This is a genomic window from Niameybacter sp., assembly GCF_036655075.1.
GTDB lineage: Bacteria > Bacillota > Clostridia > Lachnospirales > Cellulosilyticaceae > Holtiella.
In genome coordinates, this window is record NZ_JAVVQU010000012.1 from 8,644 (window position 1) to 29,415 (window position 20,772).

Sequence of the window (20,772 nt, forward strand, 5' to 3'; positions counted from 1 at the left end):
CTTTTATCAACTACTATAAGCATTTTATTTATTCCCCATAGATATAAAGATACTGTTGGTACCAATCTTCACACAATGCCTCACTTAAATAATCCGCTGTCGTATAAAAGATTTCCTCTAAGCCATCCCGTTCCGCTATCACTTTTGTCTTTCCAAAGATCTGCTTGTCCTCTTCCATACAAAAGTACCAGCCACGCCATTCTAACTCTATCAAATACATACTGTTTGTCTCCTTTATATTCAAACCTATTTCCCTAGCAAACTCAACTGATTTACCACCGCAAAGTTTTGAACATTATAAAGCATCAATGCATCTTCAATACCATTTTCACGCATATATGTGCCAATCGGCATATTTAAAAATCTTAAATCTAGTACATGAATCTCTTCGAACTGTTCTGTTAAGAAAGGAATCATAGCATTGGCATAAGAATCTTTAATAACTGCTAACTTCTTCCCATTGTTGACATCAGATTTAATGGTAATAATCGGATGGTTTCCACCTAAGAATACGGTGTACTTATCCTTTTTCTCAAGTTGCTCCATTTCATATACCGTATCTGTTGTCTTGTTGTCTGCCATGTAGAAGACTTCTAGCTTTTCTGGGTCTTTAGGCACAAAGAGTTCCACTGTATCTGGCCTCGCAAAAGTGAAGTTTCCTTTTGAGAAGAGTGACCCATAGAAAGCATCACTTCCTATAACACGATCAAAGTCTTCCATTGGAAGTGGTTCTATACCGTATGCTTCACAAAAAGCAGTATAACCATAGTAGGCACCTAACGTACTCCAGTGGTGGTCTGTCTTATAGTATAGGTCCTCTGCTTCATGCGCTTCTAACTTATCTAAGACATCCACCTTATGGATTTTATCATTTAACCCATTGACTACTTTATCGATGAAGAATTTTTCCTCATAAGGCGTTGCATAGTTTGGGAGCTTATCTTCATATACTTTGGTTGCAGTAGGTGCCAACATAAAGTATAAATTGAAGTTCTCACCAAACTTATTGATATAATCAATATTTTTCTTCATTAATTCTAGATCAGGTGTTTCAAATTTTTGTAGGAAATAGTCATCCTTTCCAATGTACACCCCATTGTTTTCTTTCTTTTGCAAAAGGCGTTCCGTATTAGACTTGATAGCAATAAACTCATCTCTTACGGGGAACTGATCTGCTATATATGTCTCTACCTCTCTACCATAAGTTCCATCAAAGAATTTTTGGGTGGTAAACTTTGGTTTAGTGGCTAATGTTCTATTTTCAAGCTCAGAAAAAGTTTTGTCTTTGGTAATCAACTGAAGGGCAAAGAAGCCTCCAATATAGGTGACAAAACTCAGTGTCATAACAATTTGAAAGCTACGTCTCAAAGTGTCACCTCCTAAAATCTAAAATATAAAAATGGATTAAATGTAGAATCCACGAGATAAGCTGTACTTAATAGTATCACACCTACATAGAAAATGTATAACATCCAAGGCTTAAACTTACCTTGTATATGTTTCATAAGAGGTGTGGCAAAAATAACGCCTATTCCTATCACTAAGGCATAGTTTGAAAGTTGGTAAAGCGCTGTAGTATTGACCATACCTGCTTCGCCTAAGCCAAACATAGCTTTCAGGTAGGCTATAATATGACTACTTTCCTCTAAGGCAAAAAGTACCCAACTGATAAGCACTACACCAAGCAAATATAGATGACTTACAAAACGTGGCAATCTCTCTAAGATTTTAAGCAGTCCTGTACGTTCAACAATAATGAGAACACCAAAGAAAAGTCCCCAAATCACAAAGTTCCATCCTGCGCCATGCCAAAAGCCTGTTAAGAACCATACCACCATCAAGTTTCGATAGAACTTTGGCTTACTCACACGATTGCCACCTAGTGGAATGTATAGATACTCACGGAACCAGCTTCCAAGTGTCATATGCCATCTACGCCAAAACTCCGTCACGTTTTTAGAAAGGTAAGGGTAGTTGAAGTTTTCTGGGAACTTAAAGCCCATCATCTTCCCAAGCCCTATAGCCATATCTGAATACCCACTAAAGTCAAAATATAATTGAAGGGCAAAAGCAATAATCCCAAACCAAGCTCCTACAAAAGTAAGTTCTGGAGTCGGCAATGTGCGTGCCGCTTCCCATGCCATTCCAATGTTATTAGCAAGTAATACTTTCTTCCCAAATCCTTCAATAAATCGCATAATCCCTTCACTAAACTGGTCTAGTGTTTCTACTCTATGATTGAGCTCATGCTCAACAGTCTCATAAGTTACAATAGGCCCTGCAATCAACTGAGGGAACATGGCTACATAGGCTCCAAAGGAGATAATGTTTTTCTGTACTCCAATTTTTCCACGATATAAGTCAATGGTATAGGACATCGTCTGGAAAGTATAGAAAGAAATTCCGATTGGAAGTGCAATTTGCAAAAACTGAATGTCCAAGTTCAAGAAGTTATTGACATTATCAATAAAGAAGTTGGCATATTTGAAGAATCCCAACATCCCTAAGTTTCCTAGCATAGACACCCCAAGTGCCACTTTAGGAATGACCGAATGGTTGCGATTTGCATCAATCACACGCCCTACCGTATAATCCAGTACAGTTGAGAAAATCATAATGAGCACATAGACTGGCTCACCCCATGCATAAAAAATCAAACTCGCCATAAACAAAATGAAATTACGTAGTCCTCTTGGCGCTATATAATAAATCATTAAGAATATCGGTAAAAAAATAAACAGAAAAAGTAAACTGCTAAATACCATTTTTTATCCCTACTTTACTTGTGCATTGAAATTATTAATCATTGTATCTGCATAATCACTTATTGCAAGAATTACATAATTGCCTTTTGTTGCTGTTTTATAGTTTTGAACCAATTCAAATTGGTCTGGTAAGTAAGATTGCCATTGATTTTTAAGGCCTTCAACACGTTTTTCAATACCTGCTATGACCTTTTGGGCATCGGTTGCATTGTTCAGTTCAAAGATTGCTACTTCTGTTGCGTGAACCATCATCATAGGCATACGGACTTCATAGCTTTTAAGAAGTGAAGTCTCAATATCATATGTATCTTTGAAGAATGTTTCATCCATATTCGTTAACCCTGGAATATCCATACTACTTGTAAACACTTTACCCATAAGCTCTGTTGCAGTCATAGCTGTCTCTTCTGGCTTAACCTCTGGCTTTTCTTCTGGTTTAGGTTGTTCTGGCTTTGGTTGCTCTGGTTTTACCTCTGGCTTAGACATTTCTGGTTTTGGTTGCTCTGGTTTTGGTTGCTCTGGCTTCACTTCTGGTTTAGAAGTTTCTGGCTTTGTAGCTGGTTTATTGGGTTCTGGTTTGTTCTCAGGCTTTACTTCTGGTTTTGTTACTTCGGGTTTTACTTCCGGTTTTGTCTCTTCTTTTTTGTCTTCTTCTGGCTTTTCTTCCTCTTTTGGTGTTTCTTCTGTATCTTTGCCTTCTTCTGGTGTCTCTATCTCTTCTTCTAGTTTCTCTGTCTCTTCTTTTGGTGTTTCTATTACTGTATCGTCTGCTTGTAGTTGGTTGCTACTGCATCCAACAAGTGCCCCTCCTACTGTTAATGCAAGCATAAGTCCCATAAGTTTTTTATTAAGTTTCATTTTTAGTGTCTCCTTTTTCAGTCATCTTATTGATCATTTGTTTATTCAGACGTAAGTGCATAACAAAAAGTTCCGCTCTCTTATTTGGTATATATTACCATACTTAATCTAGTAGTAGTTACCTCACCCAAAGAGTAGATTTGCCACACTTTAACATCAAAAGTCTTAAGCCAATAACCTTATAAGCTATTATCGACTTAAGACTTTTAGTTTTTCTATGAGATAGTGGAACTTACACGCTTACTTAATCCAAGTACTAGGCCGTACTAACCTACTTGGTAGCTGTGTTTCTTGGTCTCCCTGGGCAGTATTTACTTGTCCTTGGGTGAGGAAAAGACTTTCTGATAGATTGGCACCACATATATTGGCATCTCTTAAATCTGTGCCAATCATTGTTGCACCTGTTAAGTCCACACCTTTTAAGTTGGCCGCTATTAATAGACTGCCTGACAAATTTGCACCAATTAAGTACGTCCCTGTTAAGTTGGCACCTATAAACTCATAGCCTGCCTTTAATGCCCTTTGCTTACCCGTACGACCCTTCCTTGCTTGTGCTTGCTTTCCAACTTCTTGACAGACCTGTCTTAAAAGAAGATTCACCTTTAATCTATGGTTTTCTAAATCTAACTTGAGTATCTCTTGTTGTGAAAGTTGTGTAAGTGCTGAAGTCTCGCTAACCATAGTCTCAAGTTCCTTTTTAAGCTCAGGCCTACTGAGCCGTGCTATACCTTCTGTCAAGTACCACAGCATTTCATGGAGTTTACGCATCTGCAAAAAGACTTCATACATTTCTTTTCCATGAGGCGTCCCTTTCCAACTTTCCCCTTGATAGGTCACTTGGGCTACTTGTTGTCCTGCCCCAAAACAATCATAAGCCATACACCCTTTTAAGCCTTTTGCTCCAAGTTCTTGGTGGATGGCACAATGAAATCCCTCTTCCAGGTTCCTACAAGGCACGCCTGCCTTTTTATCTTCTGGAAACCCGTCTGACGTTGAAAAATATAAAGCTACACAACATAAACCAAAACACTTCCCACAATCTATCTGTAAATGTGTATGCATGTTTATCCCTTTCTTTCTCTGCTATTTACGCCCTTTTTCTCTACGTTCTTGGGCTATATCTCTCGATGTGCCATGTAACATCTTAGCATATTTCTAAGCAGAACAAAATGAAAAGGTGATTTACATCTGATGGACTTCAACTTCCTTTCCAATGGCTACAAGTATGTTGACCACATCTTTGACTACCGTATTTTTCAAGTTAAAGTTAGCAGGAAAATCTGGATTTTGATGGGCTGGGTTAATGGCTTGCCCTACCCAAAATGTAATGTGGGTACTGTCTTCTACAAGCATCTTAGCCAGCCTAGATGCACCATCTAAACCACCTATCCGCACAACGCTAAGTCCTTTTTCTTTATCCTCTAAATATCTAGAAAGGATCTCTTTAGTAGCATTCAAAGTCAAAAGTCCTTCCGTCACTAAATCAATCCCTTCCATGTACCCCATCGGTGGCACTTTGGCATTGTAGTTCTTCAAATCAATTGTAATCGTCTCTTCTATCTCACGGGCTACAATATTCGCTGTTGTACCTCCACATAAGATAACTTTGCCACGGGCTTCTTGAATCTTCTCTATCATAACATGATCACTAGTCTTATTCTTAGGTGGCCCTGTAAACAAATCTAAGTAAGTCCTTTCCTGAAGCTTAATTGCCACAACCGTTGTATCGTCTCCAGGCCTTGAGTCATATAAATTTTCACAGACACCAAGTAAATCTCTTGCAATCATAGGCGCTTCTTGCTCAATCCTCACTAAGTCTTTTAGATACTGGTCAATATGCTCCCACTGCCAACCTAAGTTTAGCGTCATGCCCACGCCTGCATGGACAACACCATCACTAATCATGACTAATGTATCCCCTACACGCATCTTAAAATTACTTTCATAAATCACTTTATTATTAATCGTACGCTTTGTCTTGCGTAAAGGGAATGCCTCCCCTTTTCTGTAATAAAAGACAGGTGGATTGTCGTATTCCACCATATAGACTTCTCCCGTCTCTTTAATTTCTACAATAGTAAAGGTAGAGTAAGCCAACTTTCTTACCTGACACTCTGGAAGTGTATTGGCAATAGTAGAAATGGTCTCCTCAATGCTCGCCCCTTCCTTTAACATGGTGATGGCAATTTTAGAAGTAAGTGTAGCCAAAATATTAGCCTTTACGCCACTTCCTAGTCCATCAGACAAGACAACAATCATCCCCTCTTTTGTCTTAATGGTTTCGACATGGTCACCACAAAGTTCTTCTTGGTATTTATTCATACTATACTTTCCTATATCAATTGAATACCTCACTAGCGGTCACCTTCCTCACTTAATACCTTCTTAAGTTTCATAATGGCTACTTTCGTTTCGGCGGTTGTTTCACCCAATAAGCTCGCAATTTCTTGAGCCACTCGCATTTGCTTATCAATAATAGACTGGGTTACGTCCAAAGTACTTTCTTTCAAGCTAAGTACCTCTTTTTTACGTTTTTCTTCGTCCGTTATATCTGTAAAAATGACTAAAAGAGCTTTTTGCTTTTCTAAATAAATCATATGACGATAAGCAATAAAATCGTAGGTAGGCAATTCTACCTTCTCTTTTTGCGAAGAAGTCTTCGTTTTAAGGGCTACCTCAAAAGGTGTTTTGTCCATAATAATGCTCATGCTCTTACCCTTCATCAGATCCCCTTTATAGCCCAAACGTTGTTGGGCACTTGGATTCATATCTATAAGTTTACAATGTTTATCTAAGATTAAAATACAGTTAGGGGAATTGCAGAAAATTTCATTACTTAGACGCTCTGCTATACTTCTGGTATAAGGCAAGCACATATCAATCTGAGACATACCATGTAAAACAGCAATAGCTTTATCCCTACAGGTCTCATACCCACAAGCACCACAGTTTAACTCATCACTTTTTTCATTTTTTCCCATACTTTCTAAGACTTGTCGGATTTCTTCTTTAGTAGCAGTATAAATTTCTACTTGCTTGTTCTTAAAGTTACGTTCAAAAGAAACTTTTGGATCATAGCATTTCACCATTTCTTTTTCCATATAGGGCTTACGCATAAACTTTTGAATCGCACTAAGCCTTGTAAAGACACTGCCCTCTTGGTTGTGTCCACCAGGTCCTGCGATGCAGCTTTCACTACAAATATTCATTTCAATACAGACGTCTTTGAGCTTGCCTGCTCGTAAGTCGTTTAAAACCTCTTTGCAGTTTTCCATGCCATGGACACGTAGTACCTCTAAATGCTTTTGTTCAATCACTTCTCGAATTCCATTTAGGACACCCCCAACGACAGGGTACTTACTTCCTCTTAAAGTCCCTACTACATTAGGTTCATCTGGCTCCAAACTTTTATAGTCTATAGCTTGTTCTTGAAAGTAGTTGATGATTTCATCAAAGGTAAGCACCGCATCAATGTCACCTTCTACTTCTTCACTTAAGGCTTCACATATTTTAGAGATGCAAGGTCCAATAAAAACGGTATAGGCCTCCTTAGAAACTTCTTTAATCATTCGCCCATGGGCAACCATTGGGGATACAATGGGCATCATGTTTGGAATTAAGTCGGAGTAGTAACGCTCAATCAGTCTAACGGTAGATGGACAACACGTTGTAATAAGCTCTTGCCTCGTGGTTTCTTGTATGTACGTTTCATAAGCTTTAGAGACGACTTCTGCACCTACAGCAGTCTCCTCTATTTGTGTAAAGCCAAGCATGCGTAAACCTGCTATAACCTTACCACTTTCTTCAAAGTAAGCACGATACGAAGGGGCTAGAGACACGACTACCTCTCTCTTTTCTAAAAGGGCATGCTTTACTTGCTCTAGGCTAGACTTGACATCCCTTGCATTTTGAGGACATACAACAAGACAATGTCCACATGCTACACATCTTTCAGTTATAATATGCGCTCGGTCATCTTTGACTTCAATCGCCTTAACTGCACATGTTCTAACACATTTATAACAATTTTTGCAATTTGTACTTGAAAAATTCATTACTTGCATGGTCTCACGCTCCTATAGATTTGTTGGTCAAAAAAGTCCTTTACACCCTCTTTAGGTACACCATAAACCGTTCCATCAATTTCAACTGAAACAGCCTCTGTACAATGGCCTAGGCAAAATGCAGCCTTCAGTACAACTTGCTTTTCTAGATGATACATCTTAATAAATTCTTGAAGTGCTTCTATCACTTCATGAGATCCTTTTACATAACAAGCACTACCTACACATACTTTGACTTCCATAGACTCACCCCTGAATAGTCTAAATTTTAACAAACACTATGAATTCATTATAATCTTTCTTTCAAATCCAATCAACCCTTCTACCAATATTAGCCCATGTTATTTTTACATACTAAATAAGGGATATTACGCAACTTCAACCAAGTGTAACATCCCTTATTTCTATATGCTTTTATACTTTTTATTTAATGTTCAACCATATTATGAATCCATTTGTTAGACTTAAAGCGCCACATACAAAGGATTGATTTTACGACTTCTTCCATCACCAACATCATCACGACAAATTCTAATTGTAAGTTGAAGACATATACCCCTAAGAAAGAAAGGGGTACACCTATTCCCCACATAGTACAAGCCTCAAGAATAAGAGAGCACTTTGTATCCCCACCTGCTCTAAAGATCCCTACAATCATAACCACTGCATAAATTCTTGGAATGATGATAACTGCATTAATACGTAGGATATTCATAGTAACACTTGCCACTTCTGGTGTTACGTTAAAGCAACTTACAACAAGCGGTGCCGTTACCGCTATACTTAACGCAATAAATAATCCAAGACCGGTAGATAAAATCATAATACGTTTGGCATAGAGCTTCGCCTTTTCTATCTCACCTTCTCCAATGGCATTTCCTACTATAGTCAGTACTGCAGCTGCAATAGCAAAGATAACAACTAAGAAAAAGTTGGTAATCGTATTTACAATTTGAATACTTGTTACTGCTGCAGACCCAATATGTCCATAAGCCTTTGTATAGATAATTGTTCCAAGTCCCCAACATAACTCATTTACAGTAATGGTTAACATGAGTTGTGATGCTTTAGTAACCAAATCCTTTGGTATACTAAAAAGTTCTTTAAGTGTTGCTGCTAACTCATACTTTCTCACATAGACAGTCCCTACAATGATGACTGTTTCTACAATACGTGCAAGTAATGTAGCAAGTGCTGCTCCTGCTACACCCATAGGTTCTACAATGCCAAAACCAAAAATGAAAATGGCATTAAAGATAATATTGATAACTACTGCTACTGCACTTGCAGCCATGGGTAGCTTTGTACGTCCTATACATCTTAACCCATAGCTATAGGCAAAGGTTATGGCTGTGAGCACATAACTAAAAGATACTATTTTAATGTAGCTTGTTCCAAGCTCTAAAATTCTAGGCTCTTTGTTAAAGAAGCCTATCATTTGAGTCGGGAAGCTTTGTACCACCCATGTAATGGCTAAAGCATAAACTGCACCTACGCCAAGTGCTAGCCCTAACATACGCTTAATATTCGTTATATCTTTTTTACCCCAATATTGAGAGATAAAAACACCTGCACCTGCACAAATCCCTGTAAGTCCTACCATAATCAACAAGAAAATTTGATTAGCGAGTCCTACTGCCGCAATTTCTCCTTCACCCAATCTTCCTATCATTAGTGTATCTATCATATTCAATGATGAGCTAATAAGATTTTGAATCATAATCGGTATCGCAATGGTAAATAATAATTTAAAGAATTCCTTATCTTTGGTCATATCTTTTATAAGTCGTATCATCTTGTCTTCCGTCCCCCTTCATAGCCTCTTTCATATCAAACTCATTCTATATTAACCTAAATATGTATTACCGTCTAGTTTTTTCACTTTCTAAGTATACTTGTCTCTTTCTTTTATTGCTCTAGCCTATTGGAATTCACTTATCAGACCTAAAGTGCCCTATACACAATAGAACCTTAACTTCTTCTTGCAGCATCCTAACTAAAAAGGACCAGATACTTTATGTACCTGATCCCTTCAACACCCTATAGTACGGTAATGTCTTAACTTAATGACGGCGTCCTACATGGGTCATCTTTCTTTTACTTATTTAGTTGTAAGCCAAGACATTACTTTTGCTTTAATAGCAATTCGAAGCATTTTTCCTTCTTCTTTGGTAATTTGTTTATTTTTAACACCTTCATCAATGGCGTTGTAGTATTGTTTCAATAAAGCTTTTTTGAAGCGTGGCACTTTTATATTACGCATTTCAAGAACTTCTGGAAGCTTCTTACCTTCTTTAATCATGACTTCTAGCTCGTCATTTGGAATACCTAATTTGCAAAGTGCATTTTGAATCACCTTGAAGTTATCAATGACAAAAGGTGTTTGTTCGTTGCTTCTTGCTTCTTCTTTCTTAACTTCTTCTGGTGCTTGTTGTGCAGGTACTATCACTTTAGCTGGTACTGTTCTAGTATGTTTGTCTTCTTGTGGTGTTGGAACAGCTTCACTTATTTCTAGATTTATATAAGTAGTAGGTTTTGGAGCTGGTTTAGGCTTACTCACATTTGCCCTTGGTGTTGCTGTACAAGCCATTACTGAATTGATACACATAATCCATACAAAGGCCATACTTACGATTTTTAATGCAAATTTCTTCATCTTTTGCTTCACTCCTTTAGACTTAATATAGAGATAGGATATGGAAATTTATACTTTTTATCCTCCCAAAATCTAGAAATGTATATTTTACTAAATATTGGGCAATCTATATTTAAATCATTTACTTCTAATCGAGGTGTACGCTTATGCAAAACTATTTACGTTGTAAAAGTTGTGGCTATGATATGTATGGCCCTGAGTACCTTTCCAACACCATTGATCCCTTTGCTTACAGTAGTGACAGTTATTACCCACCCACTGCATTACTCAATCTTTCTACTAAGCCTGACAACCAAATAGAGTGTCCTTACTGTCATACTACAGGCAATTGGAGCCATTAAAATAAACTCACTTTAGAAGTTTCTTCTAAAGTGAGTTTATTTTAATGGGCTGATTTATAATTTAAAATAAGGCAATCATATTTATAGTAGCTAGAATAGTAAATTTCATTATTCTCTAGCTTTACTATTTCTTGCAAAATTTTATCTAGTGACCATTTATGGGTGCTTAAATTATAAAAGATAATATTCTTACTTAAACCTTTTTCCTGACTGAGCTGCCTCTTGAGGCTCGTCCACTCTGACTTAGAATCTACCTTATATACTCCTGCTAATTTGAGTGGGAGATTAATAGATAAATACTGATCACTTGTTGTCTTTGGATACTTAGCTTTCTCCCAAGTGTGTGTCAGTGCCATGTATTCATCCTTTTCATTGATATAATTATAGTAATTTCCTATATTATTTTGGTCTTGGTCCGCCCAAGTAACATCCACATGATAATAGGCACCATTAATTTTTACCAAGTTCCATGCATGAGGCTGATCTATATTTCCGCCATTTTCATCTATTCCTCTTGCCGTGCCTGTTACCATCTTCGTTGGAACACCCACACTATTTAAAAGGTACATCAGACTTTTGGCATAACCATCACATACTGCAACTTTGTCAACCAATCCTCCAAACATCATATGCTCCACTTCTTTTATACCTTTTCCATAGGATACATTGTTTACCAGGTAGTCAACAAATTTCCATTCTCTTTCATAGTCTTTCATATCGGTGCTTATCAACGTATTGATTAGTTTCTTCACTTGTTCATCTACTTGTTTAGAATACTGTAACAGCTTCTTTCTATCTTCTACTGCATACTTAAACGTGAGCATGACTTTGGGATTACGTTGACCATATACGGTCAATTTATATTGGTTATAGTAGATTTTGGGATACTCCATTACAAGGGCATCTAGCTCTGTACGAATCATCTGATTAAGCTGGTCAAGGGTATACGTACTGTTTTCAAAGTAGAGGGTAATTTCTTCTTGATAGGTTTGAAGGGCATTTTTCAAGACTTCTTTTAACTGACTAGGCTTTTGAATATGCCATTCTGTTGTAGATTCAATAGCCGGTATTGTAAAACACCTCATGTTGATTTCTCCTGCAAGCGTTGTTTGAGTCAAAAAATAAGTTCCTGGTAAAGTAATCATTGTCTTTGCCAAAACAGGTTCTGCTAAACTTCCATCTCTCGAAACAAGTGTTTGCTTACCTACACTTTCTACTACGTATGCTCGCACTGTCCCTAAGTCCTCAAAGCTCTTAGCTCCAGTTGTAATAGATATACTGCATACAAGTAGGAGCAGTACACCTATAAACTTAAACCGATACGCTTTTTTCACTAGTTTGCCTCCTATGGTGAGACATTCAAGTCCCTTAATCCTTTAGCGCCTTACTCTTATACGTCCTTTGACATCTGCTTGTCCACCTTTAACAGGATATGTCTCACCTTCTACTGTTATGACAACATATGTAGCATTGTAATAATCCCCTAATGTTTGAACCAAGCTCATCAATACCCCTTTTTGTTCTTGCTCATTATAAAGGGCATCCATAAATTCTCCACTTAAATCTACATATAAACACTTTTCATCATCTATAAAAATCTTTTCAATAATAACGCCGTTAGAAAGTGTGGTCACATACTCTGGTCCCATTACCTTTTTAAGTAAATCCGTTAAGAAGTGCTTAGGTTCCTCATTCGTCATAACAACAACTTTCTCTTTCACATTCTTTAACTTTCCTGTATTTTTTTCAGCTAAATACAACGAAACCTCTTCTTCTTGTGCCTTATTATTTTCAACTTCATAAAGCTCGAGTGTCTTTGCCGTTTTGTCATCCTCATAGGTAATTTCTACAAGTCCAACTTTTTCAGCATAGACTTCTATTACCTTATAATCATCATGCAAGGTAGTTACTTCTAAACTCCTTTGTTCACCTATAAGGGTATCATAGGGTCTATTCACCTGAGTAATCGTACGAATACTCCCATCTGACATCACCCAACTACTTCCTACTGTTAAAGGAAGCTTCAACACTACATCTTTATATTGTCTTAATGTCGTATAATTTTCTTTAATAGATACATCCTCTACAGTTGCTACTTCATAAATAGCATCTTCCTCTTCCATATATATTTTAACAAAACTTTCTTTTCCATCAAAAAATCTTATTTGCATGACATCGTTATTAATAAACTCTACCCAACTGACCATTTGCTCAAATTGATTTTTGCCTTCATAATGCCATACGGTATCTTTAATAATAGGGATATATGTATCTAAGGAAACACTAGGTTTTTGTGGTAAGTCTACTATTTCCTCTTCGACAAGAATATCTTTTTCCACTTGCCTTCTTGCAAATCCAAATTTAAATCCAATGCCTATGACTAGAACTGCACATATTATAGGAATGACTAATTGTTTTTTAAGTTTCATGTCTACACTCCTTTCCTTAAAACTAATTTCTTTCTTCCATATTACCTAAAAGTAAGCCTAAAAGCTAGTTTTTTATTGTATAATACCATCTTGCCCTACAATATGAAATCGGCCTTTTTCATCCATTGCAATTTTATACGACATTTCTATTAAGTAATCCTTAATCCATTCTGTACCATATACTCGTAGTTTTCCTGTAACAATAACAGTATTTTCTTCCTGCATATCTTTATTTTTAATCTCACGGATTGTAAAATCTAGTAAATCTCTTTTTACATGCTCTCCACCAATTTTCAAAAAGGCTTCTTCCTCATTGGTATAAATATACTCATTAACAAAGCACATTAAACTCTGGAGATAATATAAGTTGTTAATATCCAAGGTCACTTGTTTGAGATTATTGTAGTACTCCCCTTCCATATTATTGCGCCATTTATCCAGTACTTCTTCTTGACTCATTTCCCATCCATTAGTAAGCTTAAGCATACTGATTAAAATATCTTCTTCTATTTTGTCTACTTCACCCTTTAGCACTTCTAAGCCAAAAGGCATCATGTACAGCTCATCTTGGGTGGTTCTTTGCAAAATCATATAATAATGGTAAATATCTACCTTTTGTTGCTCATTAATCCCTACACCTTCAACTTTAACAAAATAACGGTCATGTCCATCTTGGCTAATTAAGTCCATCTGATGGTCTACCAATGCTACCTTACCTTTAAAAGTTTCTTCTAAGATACTATTTGCAAATTGAAATAAACGCTCTTTTTCTATGTCTCCTTCTAGATCCACATGGCTTGTCTCTTCTATAATTTTATGTTCTATAGATGTCAAGTCAGTTGAGGGTTGTTTCAAACAACCTATAATAAAAAATAGCCCCATAAGGCTTAAACAACCTATAATAAGCAAGCATTTTATACGCTTCACCGTGTGTCTCCTTTCTGGTTTTTTTACTTTTATGATTTTCCGAGTGCTTCTTCTATAGCAAGTTTCATGGCCCTAATTTCACTACGTTTAAAGACATTTACTAGTCCAAGTCCTACTAATATTCCTATAATACCAATGTCGCTTACCAATCCCCCTACAAAAAACATAAGTAATAGAACTGTTACAATGCCTCCTATTAAATAAGGTTTTTTAGAGTCTGACCACATGACTGGTACGGTATACCTGTTCTTTTTAAGTTTGATGACATAAACATACCAATCTGTCTCTACAAATGTTTCTCCTTTTGCACTGTGTGCGATTTTTATAATATGCTCATCTTCTAATCCTTTTTTTAAACGTCTTAAAATTTCTATCTGAGTTAATTTTTCCGTAAGATAGTAATTAATCATTTACGTCCCCTCTTCATTTGTCTAATTGTCTCTATTATGCCTAATAAATTTTAACACAATATTAATTTTTAGCAGATTATATGAAAAAAGAGGTAGCTCTGCATAGGCATGGCTACCTCTTTCTATTCGCTATTTATACACCAGCTCTAATAAGATGTGGATGGTCTAGCTGAAATTTATTTAAGTTGTGATTATTTACCACTTGTTCTAGCTCTAGCCCTACTTTTTCATACTCCAATACACTTTGATCATATTGGAGTTGTGAAATCATACCTTTTTCAAGATAAACTTTGTTCACACCTAGCTCTTTTTCTTTAAGCGCTAATTCAGAAGTAAGGGCATTATATTTTTGTTCAAGTTGTTTTGTATTTACATAGATTTCTCGAATTGCTTTTTCTAAGTTTTCTTCTGTCATCTTCTTAGAGTCTGCTGCAATTTCACGATTGGCACGCATAGTTACCACTTGAATATAATCAGAAGTCATAATGGGTGTTTCTAATGCCACCCTTAAGTCCTCTGTTGCTTTCCAAAGGTCAATATGCTTTTGTGCTTTACTACTTGCAAAGGCATTAAGATTTGCTACATCTTTATAGGGCTCAAATAGCGCCTCTGGTTCTTCAAGGGTATATCTACTCATTGTTACCCCTACCATATCCCCAAGTTGTGTATACTTTAAGTTTATCTTTTGTTCTAAGTCTGTTTTACTTTGTAAAGTTTGCATATAGGTCAAATCCTGTTGTTGTATAGCAAGGTCACTTTTCAACCCTCTATCTTTTTCAATTTGACTTTTTAAGTTTTGTTTCTGTAAAAGTGCTAAGTTACTATTCATCATCTCAAGTTGCTTTTCACTGAGCAAAATATCTTCATAAAGTGATGTCACACTAAGTGTAATTTGGTCTTTAATCACTTCTTCTTGTTTTTTCGTATATGTAGCTTGCACATTTTTTGCATCATATGCATAGTAACCACCTTGTAAGTAGGCCATATCTGCATTTTCTTTATCTAAGTTACTTTTTTTCTCAGTAATTTTAAGTTGTAAGCTTTTTGCTTGAGCTTGCTTAATGGCTGTATCTAAAGAGAGTATCTTTGTTTCTACCTCTTTGGCATAGGTCATGCTCCCTGCTTGCACCATCAAAGTTGCACCTAACAAACAGGCCAACATTTTCTTTGTATCCATCTTCTCACTCCCTTTGCTTCAATTTCTGTGATTCTTATTATTCGTATCGTAGTGCTTCAACTGGATCTAATTTTGCCGCCTGTCTTGCAGGATATACCCCAAAGATAATTCCAATAGCACTAGATGTACCTACTGCAAAAGTAATCATACTTGGTGTGAGTATAATGTTAAGTCCAAAGGCACTTCCAATCGCTGCTGCACCTACATAACCTAGTATCATTCCTATTATACCACCAAGTACTGTTAAGATCACAGCTTCAACCAAGAATTGTCGCATAATTTCTCCATTACTTGCACCTACCGCTTTACGAATCCCAATTTCCCTTGTACGTTCTTTAACCGTTACAAGCATAATATTCATAATACCAATACCGCCTACTAAAAGTGAGATAGCTGCTACAAAGCTAATAAATCCTGTTACAATACTCATTATAGTATCTAGCTGACCAATCATACTTGTTGCACTTTGTGTTCCATAGCCATTTTGTGTATTATGGCGCTTGTCTAAAAGACGCCCCACTTGATAGGCTGTTTCGTTTGGATCGTAGCCCTCTTCTGTCATAAATGCACCTGCATAACTACGTAAGTCTCCAAAGTTAGTAATTTGATCCATAGTGGTAAATGGGATATAGATAATAATAGGCATAAATTCTTCTGGCATTCCAGGGAAAGTCATTTGTTCTGCTAATCCAATGATTTCAAAGCTGTGCTTTTCCCCGGCAATATCTAGTTCTACCATTTCACCAATTGCACTTTTTCTGTCTGTTGAACCCATGATAGCCTTAGCATAAGTCTCAGAAACGACACATACATTCGCTTTTGCAAGTTCTTCTTTTTCAGAATACATACGTCCTTCTACAATGGTAAGTTTTTGTACAACATCCATATTATAAGGTGTACCCATAAAGACAATCATTTTATCTTCATCTTTATAATCTTTTAAGTTTCCATACCATTGTTCTGAGAACAAAATAGCTTCTTGAACTTCTTTCATACTATCTATAGCTGCTAAATCATCTTGGTTAATCATATACTCAGGAGACCAGTTATTGCTTTGAATAGTTACTGCACCTTTTCCAACATCTTTAAAGGTGCTCATCATCATCTCTTTAATCCCTGACCCAACGCCTAAAACCATAATAACAGAACCAATTCCAATAAACATTCCGAGCATAGTTAAGAAGGTACGCATTTTATTTCCAAGTAACTGGGCAATTGCACTTTTAATACATTCTATGAGATTCATCGTGTGCCTCCCATATTCAGTCTTTGTTGCTCAAGTTGTTTATCTTGAATAATTTTCCCATCTTTAAATACAACTGTTCTTTTGGTATAAGCCGCAATTTCTGGCTCATGTGTAACCATAACAATGGTTGCACCTTCATCATTTAACTGTTGGAAAATACGCATAATCTCTAAGCTTGATTTACTATCTAAGTTTCCTGTTGGCTCATCGGCAAATAAGATAGAAGGTCTATTTACAAGTGCACGAGCTATTGCTACTCTTTGCTTTTGTCCCCCTGAAATCTCATTAGGTTTATGCTTGATACGGTCTCCTAACCCTACACGATCTAAGGCTTCAAAGGCACGTTCACGTCTTTCTTTAGGTTTAACCCCTCCATACATAAGTGGTACTTCTACATTTTCTAAGATTGTAAGTTTTGGAAGTAGGTTGAATGCTTGGAAGACAAATCCTATTTTTTGGTTACGTAGTTTAGAGAAATCTTTATCTTGCAGTTCAGATACATTGACACCATCTAAAATGTATCCGCCTTCCGTTGCTTGGTCTAGACATCCAAGTATAGAAAGAAAAGTAGTTTTTCCTGAACCAGAAGGACCCATAATAGATACAAACTCTCCTGGTTTTACTTTAAAGTCTACATCAAATAAGGCTTGTAACTCTAAATGACCATTTTTATAGACCTTGTTCATCTTGTCAATTTGAATCATGCTTATTCACCTACCTCTTCAAGCAGCATATAGCTTACACTCATACCTGCTTCAAGTGCTTCAGTTGGATTCGTAACAACGATATCGCCATCTTCTATATCACTTACTTGTACAAGATGGTTATCTGCAGCACCTTGTTTCACCATGCGTTTTGAAAGGGTATTACCTGCTTCTACTACAAATAAGTAATTATTATCTTCTTTGTCTGTCATGGTTGCAAGAAGTGGTACTGCCACAACCCCTTTAACCTCTGATGTAACCACCTTAAGGTCTACTGTAAGCCCTTCTTTCAAGCCTTGGCTATTATCTATCGCAACTTTTACTGGAATAGCTGTACTTACAGCGCCTTTATCTTGTGCTGCCTTTTGGACTGCTACTGGAGATACCATAGAAATAGTTCCCTCTGTCTCTACAGTTGTAGAACCATTGTATTTCACTTTAACTGTAAGTCCTGTTTCAAGTTGTGCCGCGTAGTATGGTGAAATCTCCGCTTCTACCACCAACTTTTCTGGATTAATAATAGTCATAAGTTCTGCTCCAGGTGCAACAAAACTACCTTCTTTAGCACCTACGCGAGATACAACCCCATCTATTGGTGCGAGTACTTTTTCTTCTACTTTATCTAGTTGTTCTAACACACTTTCTTTTTGAAGCACTAAAGATGCAATTTCATTTTGTTTCATTGCAATATTTTGTGCCTTCGTTTCATCTTGCACCTTGTTTTGAAGTAAGTCTAAGTTATACTGTGCATTTGACTTTTGCATTGTAATAGTTTCAATATTCTTTTTAGAAGAAGCTACTTGAGTTTCTAAAGAACTTACTTGGTCTTTCGTTTTCATCACAGCTTTTTCAGCATCATCTAACTCTTTTTCGGCAGCTAAGCCTTCGTCAAATAATGTTTTTGTAACATCATAAGTTTTTTCTACTTGCTCTAAATCTTTTTGAGCAATCACCAAGGAAGTTTCAAGTTGACGAATCCCATCTTCTACGTCTAAAAGGTTCTTATCGATAGAAGCAATTTCTGTTTGTACTTGCATAATAGATTGTTTACTACCAGCTTGAAGTTGGCTTAAAGCAATACGTGCTGTTTCCATTTGAAGGTCTAATTTTTCTAAATCTCTTTGGAGTCCTTCTTTTGTCTCTACATCATAAGTTAAAAGGACATCACCCTTTTTAACCGGGTCGCCTACTTCTACTAAAAATGTTTCAACTTTAGTATTTGCCTCAGCAAATACTATTTCGCTTTCTTCAGCTTTAACTGTTCCTGTAGCTGAAATTTTTGTTTGAATATCTGTTGTAACCGCTTTACCTACATTTACAAACGTACCTTTTGGATCCCCTACTAATCCTTCTACAGTACTTTTCCCTTTTAACATTCCCGATATTAAAAAGATACCCATCATAACTGCTATAACAATTAGAATTATTTTCTTCTTATTTTTCATAATTTCCTCCCTGGATTTAACCAATATTATACTTTGTATAATATCTAATATAGAATGAGACTGGATATATTGTCAAATAATTTTCATTCATCATTTAGACAATAATCTAATTTTGTAAATGTTATCAAATTCTTGTTAATATAATATGAATGTTACTTTTTCAATAAAATGCTTTACCTACATAATATACATGACTTACTACCTCTATCTTCTATTATAAGGAATATTTTTTTCTTTTATCATTCCCTACTCATTCTTTCTATCTCTATTTCATATCTATTATTAAGCAGTAAAGCTCTATTTTCTTAAATATTTTAATATTTTTATAATATAATTTAATTATTAATACTAATTATATCAAATTATTATTTTTTTAATATTTATATTTATGCTTATATAAATAAATACGTTAAAAAAAGTACAAAGTTGGTTAAAATTATTTATTTGTATATTTTAATGGTTTGCCGTATAATATAATCCATAAGTTTTTATTTTGAAATGAGGTGCCCTTATGTATGCAAAGTTAGTTCAAGATGCTCGTGAAAATATAAAAGATGTCGTCTTAAAAACGCCCTTACTCCATAGCCCTATTTTCTCTCAACTCAGTGGCAATGACATCTATTTGAAATGTGAAAACCTACAAATAACAGGTGCTTATAAAATTCGTGGTGCCCTTAATAAAATTAGAAGCCTTTCTGAAGCAGAAAAAGAAAAAGGTGTTGTATGTTCTTCTGCTGGTAACCACGCTCAAGGCGTAGCTTATGCGGCTACTTTAAGTCATGTAGATGCTACAATCGTTATGCCAGAGACTACTCCTTACTTAAAAGTACAGTCTACAAAAGACTTTGGTGGCAACGTAGTCCTTCATGGAAGTTGCTATGATGATGCTTTCCAAGAAGCTTCTCGTATTGAAAAAGAAGAGGGTTCAACATTCCTTCATCCTTTCAACGATCCAGATGTTATTTACGGACAAGGTACTGTAGGCCTTGAAATTTTAGAAGATATGCCTAACTTAGATGTTATTGTTTGCCCTATCGGTGGTGGTGGACTTATTAGCGGCGTTGCCCTTTATGCCAAGTCTATCAACCCAAACATCAAAGTTATTGGTGTACAAGCTGAAGGTGCCAATGCGATGTACCGTAGTTTTAAATCTGGCACTTTAACTGCTCTTGACAAAGTAGATACTATTGCTGAAGGGATTGCAGTAAAAACACCAGGTTCTCTTACTTTCTCCTATATTAAAGACTATGTAGATGAGATTATTACAGTTAAAGATAGCACAATTGTAGATAGCTTACTTCTCTTAACAGAAAAACATAAGCTTTTAGCTGAAACATCAGGTGCTGCTTCACTTGCTGCGCTTAAAAGGCTTGACTTTAAAGGCAAAAAAGTAGCTGCAATTATCAGTGGTGGAAATATTGACATGCTTACACTTTCTGCGCTTATTCGCAGTGGCCTTGTATCTCGTGGTCGTCTTTTCTGCTTCACTATAGAACTTCCTAACACACCAGGTGAGCTTCTTGAAGTATCTAAGATTTTAAGCCGCATTAATGCAAACATCGTAAATCTTGACCACAACCAATTCAAAGCACGTAACCGTTTTAAAAATGTACTCTTAGAAGTAACCGTTGAGACAAATGGACCAGAGCATATCCACCTTATTAAAAATACTTTTGAAGAATGTGGATACTTCATTACACAACTTTATTAAACACAAAAACACATGTAATCAGTTAGTTCCCACCATCTG

At 36.3% G+C, this 20,772-nt stretch carries 20 protein-coding genes; 2 read left to right on the forward strand and 18 right to left on the reverse strand.

Annotated elements, in window-relative coordinates:
• Positions 1-28 precede the first annotated feature (28 nt).
• The 10 genes from RRY75_RS04980 to RRY75_RS05025 form a co-directional block, all read right to left on the reverse strand.
• Positions 29-220, reverse strand: a complete 192-nt coding sequence (locus RRY75_RS04980; protein WP_332494319.1) for a hypothetical protein — start codon at positions 218-220, stop codon at positions 29-31.
• Between the two features lie 26 nt (positions 221-246).
• On the reverse strand, positions 247-1,368 hold the full coding sequence (locus RRY75_RS04985; protein ID WP_332494317.1) for a DHHW family protein: 1,122 nt from the start codon (positions 1,366-1,368) through the stop codon (positions 247-249).
• A gap of 11 nt (positions 1,369-1,379) precedes the next feature.
• On the reverse strand, positions 1,380-2,765 hold the full coding sequence (locus RRY75_RS04990; protein ID WP_334309875.1) for an MBOAT family O-acyltransferase: 1,386 nt from the start codon (positions 2,763-2,765) through the stop codon (positions 1,380-1,382).
• Positions 2,766-2,774: 9 nt separating this feature from the next.
• On the reverse strand, positions 2,775-3,623 hold the full coding sequence (locus tag RRY75_RS04995; protein WP_332494313.1) for a DUF4358 domain-containing protein: 849 nt from the start codon (positions 3,621-3,623) through the stop codon (positions 2,775-2,777).
• 240 nt (positions 3,624-3,863) lie between these two features.
• Complete coding sequence (locus tag RRY75_RS05000; RefSeq protein ID WP_332493714.1) at positions 3,864-4,685, reverse strand: pentapeptide repeat-containing protein; 822 nt, start codon at positions 4,683-4,685, stop codon at positions 3,864-3,866.
• Between the two features lie 120 nt (positions 4,686-4,805).
• Positions 4,806-5,945 carry a SpoIIE family protein phosphatase gene (locus RRY75_RS05005; protein WP_332493712.1) on the reverse strand — a complete coding sequence of 380 codons (1,140 nt, stop codon included), beginning with the start codon at positions 5,943-5,945 and terminating at the stop codon, positions 4,806-4,808.
• Between the two features lie 32 nt (positions 5,946-5,977).
• Positions 5,978-7,687: a [Fe-Fe] hydrogenase large subunit C-terminal domain-containing protein gene (locus tag RRY75_RS05010; RefSeq protein WP_332493711.1), complete on the reverse strand. Its 1,710-nt coding sequence runs from the start codon at positions 7,685-7,687 to the stop codon at positions 5,978-5,980.
• The gene (locus RRY75_RS05015) at positions 7,678-7,929 is read right to left on the reverse strand and encodes an NAD(P)H-dependent oxidoreductase subunit E (protein ID WP_332493709.1); all 252 of its coding nucleotides are present in this window, start codon (positions 7,927-7,929) and stop codon (positions 7,678-7,680) included. The genes RRY75_RS05010 and RRY75_RS05015 overlap by 10 nt, the downstream gene beginning before the upstream one ends.
• 185 nt (positions 7,930-8,114) lie before the next feature.
• Positions 8,115-9,482, reverse strand: a complete 1,368-nt coding sequence (locus RRY75_RS05020) for an MATE family efflux transporter (RefSeq protein WP_332527443.1) — start codon at positions 9,480-9,482, stop codon at positions 8,115-8,117.
• 306 nt (positions 9,483-9,788) lie between these two features.
• Positions 9,789-10,343 (reverse strand): hypothetical protein, encoded by a 555-nt coding sequence (locus RRY75_RS05025; RefSeq protein ID WP_332493707.1) that lies wholly within the window; start codon positions 10,341-10,343, stop codon positions 9,789-9,791.
• 146 nt (positions 10,344-10,489) lie between these two features.
• Here RRY75_RS05025 and RRY75_RS05030 point away from each other — a divergent pair, with 146 nt between their 5' ends.
• Positions 10,490-10,684, forward strand: a complete 195-nt coding sequence (locus RRY75_RS05030) for a hypothetical protein (protein ID WP_332493706.1) — start codon at positions 10,490-10,492, stop codon at positions 10,682-10,684.
• Between the two features lie 41 nt (positions 10,685-10,725).
• On the opposite strand, the gene RRY75_RS05035 is transcribed toward RRY75_RS05030, so the two are convergent.
• From RRY75_RS05035 to RRY75_RS05070, 8 genes are all read right to left on the reverse strand, one after another.
• On the reverse strand, positions 10,726-12,018 hold the full coding sequence (locus tag RRY75_RS05035) for a transglutaminase domain-containing protein (protein ID WP_332493705.1): 1,293 nt from the start codon (positions 12,016-12,018) through the stop codon (positions 10,726-10,728).
• Between the two features lie 42 nt (positions 12,019-12,060).
• Positions 12,061-13,113 carry a GerMN domain-containing protein gene (locus RRY75_RS05040; RefSeq protein WP_332493704.1) on the reverse strand — a complete coding sequence of 351 codons (1,053 nt, stop codon included), beginning with the start codon at positions 13,111-13,113 and terminating at the stop codon, positions 12,061-12,063.
• A 72-nt stretch (positions 13,114-13,185) separates the two neighbouring features.
• Positions 13,186-14,040, reverse strand: a complete 855-nt coding sequence (locus RRY75_RS05045) for a hypothetical protein (RefSeq protein ID WP_332527444.1) — start codon at positions 14,038-14,040, stop codon at positions 13,186-13,188.
• 29 nt (positions 14,041-14,069) lie between these two features.
• Positions 14,070-14,450: a hypothetical protein gene (locus tag RRY75_RS05050; protein WP_332493702.1), complete on the reverse strand. Its 381-nt coding sequence runs from the start codon at positions 14,448-14,450 to the stop codon at positions 14,070-14,072.
• Positions 14,451-14,583: 133 nt separating this feature from the next.
• Complete coding sequence (locus RRY75_RS05055) at positions 14,584-15,627, reverse strand: hypothetical protein (protein WP_332493701.1); 1,044 nt, start codon at positions 15,625-15,627, stop codon at positions 14,584-14,586.
• 37 nt (positions 15,628-15,664) lie between these two features.
• Positions 15,665-16,873 (reverse strand): ABC transporter permease, encoded by a 1,209-nt coding sequence (locus RRY75_RS05060; protein ID WP_332493700.1) that lies wholly within the window; start codon positions 16,871-16,873, stop codon positions 15,665-15,667.
• Positions 16,870-17,577 carry an ABC transporter ATP-binding protein gene (locus RRY75_RS05065; RefSeq protein WP_332493699.1) on the reverse strand — a complete coding sequence of 236 codons (708 nt, stop codon included), beginning with the start codon at positions 17,575-17,577 and terminating at the stop codon, positions 16,870-16,872. The genes RRY75_RS05060 and RRY75_RS05065 overlap by 4 nt, the downstream gene beginning before the upstream one ends.
• A gap of 2 nt (positions 17,578-17,579) precedes the next feature.
• On the reverse strand, positions 17,580-19,022 hold the full coding sequence (locus RRY75_RS05070) for an efflux RND transporter periplasmic adaptor subunit (protein WP_332493698.1): 1,443 nt from the start codon (positions 19,020-19,022) through the stop codon (positions 17,580-17,582).
• Positions 19,023-19,533: 511 nt separating this feature from the next.
• Here RRY75_RS05070 and ilvA point away from each other — a divergent pair.
• The gene (gene ilvA, locus RRY75_RS05075) at positions 19,534-20,733 is read left to right on the forward strand and encodes a threonine ammonia-lyase (protein ID WP_332494088.1); all 1,200 of its coding nucleotides are present in this window, start codon (positions 19,534-19,536) and stop codon (positions 20,731-20,733) included.
• The last annotated feature ends 39 nt before the right edge of the window (positions 20,734-20,772 follow it).

Coding starts and splice junctions, on each gene's coding strand:
- RRY75_RS04980 (WP_332494319.1), bottom strand. CDS start 220: ATGTATTTGATAGAGTTAGAATGGCGTGGCTGGTACTTTTGTATGGAA.
- RRY75_RS04990 (WP_334309875.1), bottom strand. CDS start 2,765: ATGGTATTTAGCAGTTTACTTTTTCTGTTTATTTTTTTACCGATATTC.
- RRY75_RS04995 (WP_332494313.1), bottom strand. CDS start 3,623: ATGAAACTTAATAAAAAACTTATGGGACTTATGCTTGCATTAACAGTA.
- RRY75_RS05000 (WP_332493714.1), bottom strand. CDS start 4,685: ATGCATACACATTTACAGATAGATTGTGGGAAGTGTTTTGGTTTATGT.
- RRY75_RS05005 (WP_332493712.1), bottom strand. CDS start 5,945: ATGAATAAATACCAAGAAGAACTTTGTGGTGACCATGTCGAAACCATT.
- RRY75_RS05010 (WP_332493711.1), bottom strand. CDS start 7,687: ATGCAAGTAATGAATTTTTCAAGTACAAATTGCAAAAATTGTTATAAA.
- RRY75_RS05015 (WP_332493709.1), bottom strand. CDS start 7,929: ATGGAAGTCAAAGTATGTGTAGGTAGTGCTTGTTATGTAAAAGGATCT.
- RRY75_RS05020 (WP_332527443.1), bottom strand. CDS start 9,482: ATGATACGACTTATAAAAGATATGACCAAAGATAAGGAATTCTTTAAA.
- RRY75_RS05025 (WP_332493707.1), bottom strand. CDS start 10,343: ATGAAGAAATTTGCATTAAAAATCGTAAGTATGGCCTTTGTATGGATT.
- RRY75_RS05030 (WP_332493706.1), top strand. CDS start 10,490: ATGCAAAACTATTTACGTTGTAAAAGTTGTGGCTATGATATGTATGGC.
- RRY75_RS05040 (WP_332493704.1), bottom strand. CDS start 13,113: ATGAAACTTAAAAAACAATTAGTCATTCCTATAATATGTGCAGTTCTA.
- RRY75_RS05050 (WP_332493702.1), bottom strand. CDS start 14,450: ATGATTAATTACTATCTTACGGAAAAATTAACTCAGATAGAAATTTTA.
- RRY75_RS05055 (WP_332493701.1), bottom strand. CDS start 15,627: ATGGATACAAAGAAAATGTTGGCCTGTTTGTTAGGTGCAACTTTGATG.
- RRY75_RS05060 (WP_332493700.1), bottom strand. CDS start 16,873: ATGAATCTCATAGAATGTATTAAAAGTGCAATTGCCCAGTTACTTGGA.
- RRY75_RS05065 (WP_332493699.1), bottom strand. CDS start 17,577: ATGATTCAAATTGACAAGATGAACAAGGTCTATAAAAATGGTCATTTA.
- RRY75_RS05070 (WP_332493698.1), bottom strand. CDS start 19,022: ATGAAAAATAAGAAGAAAATAATTCTAATTGTTATAGCAGTTATGATG.
- ilvA (WP_332494088.1), top strand. CDS start 19,534: ATGTATGCAAAGTTAGTTCAAGATGCTCGTGAAAATATAAAAGATGTC.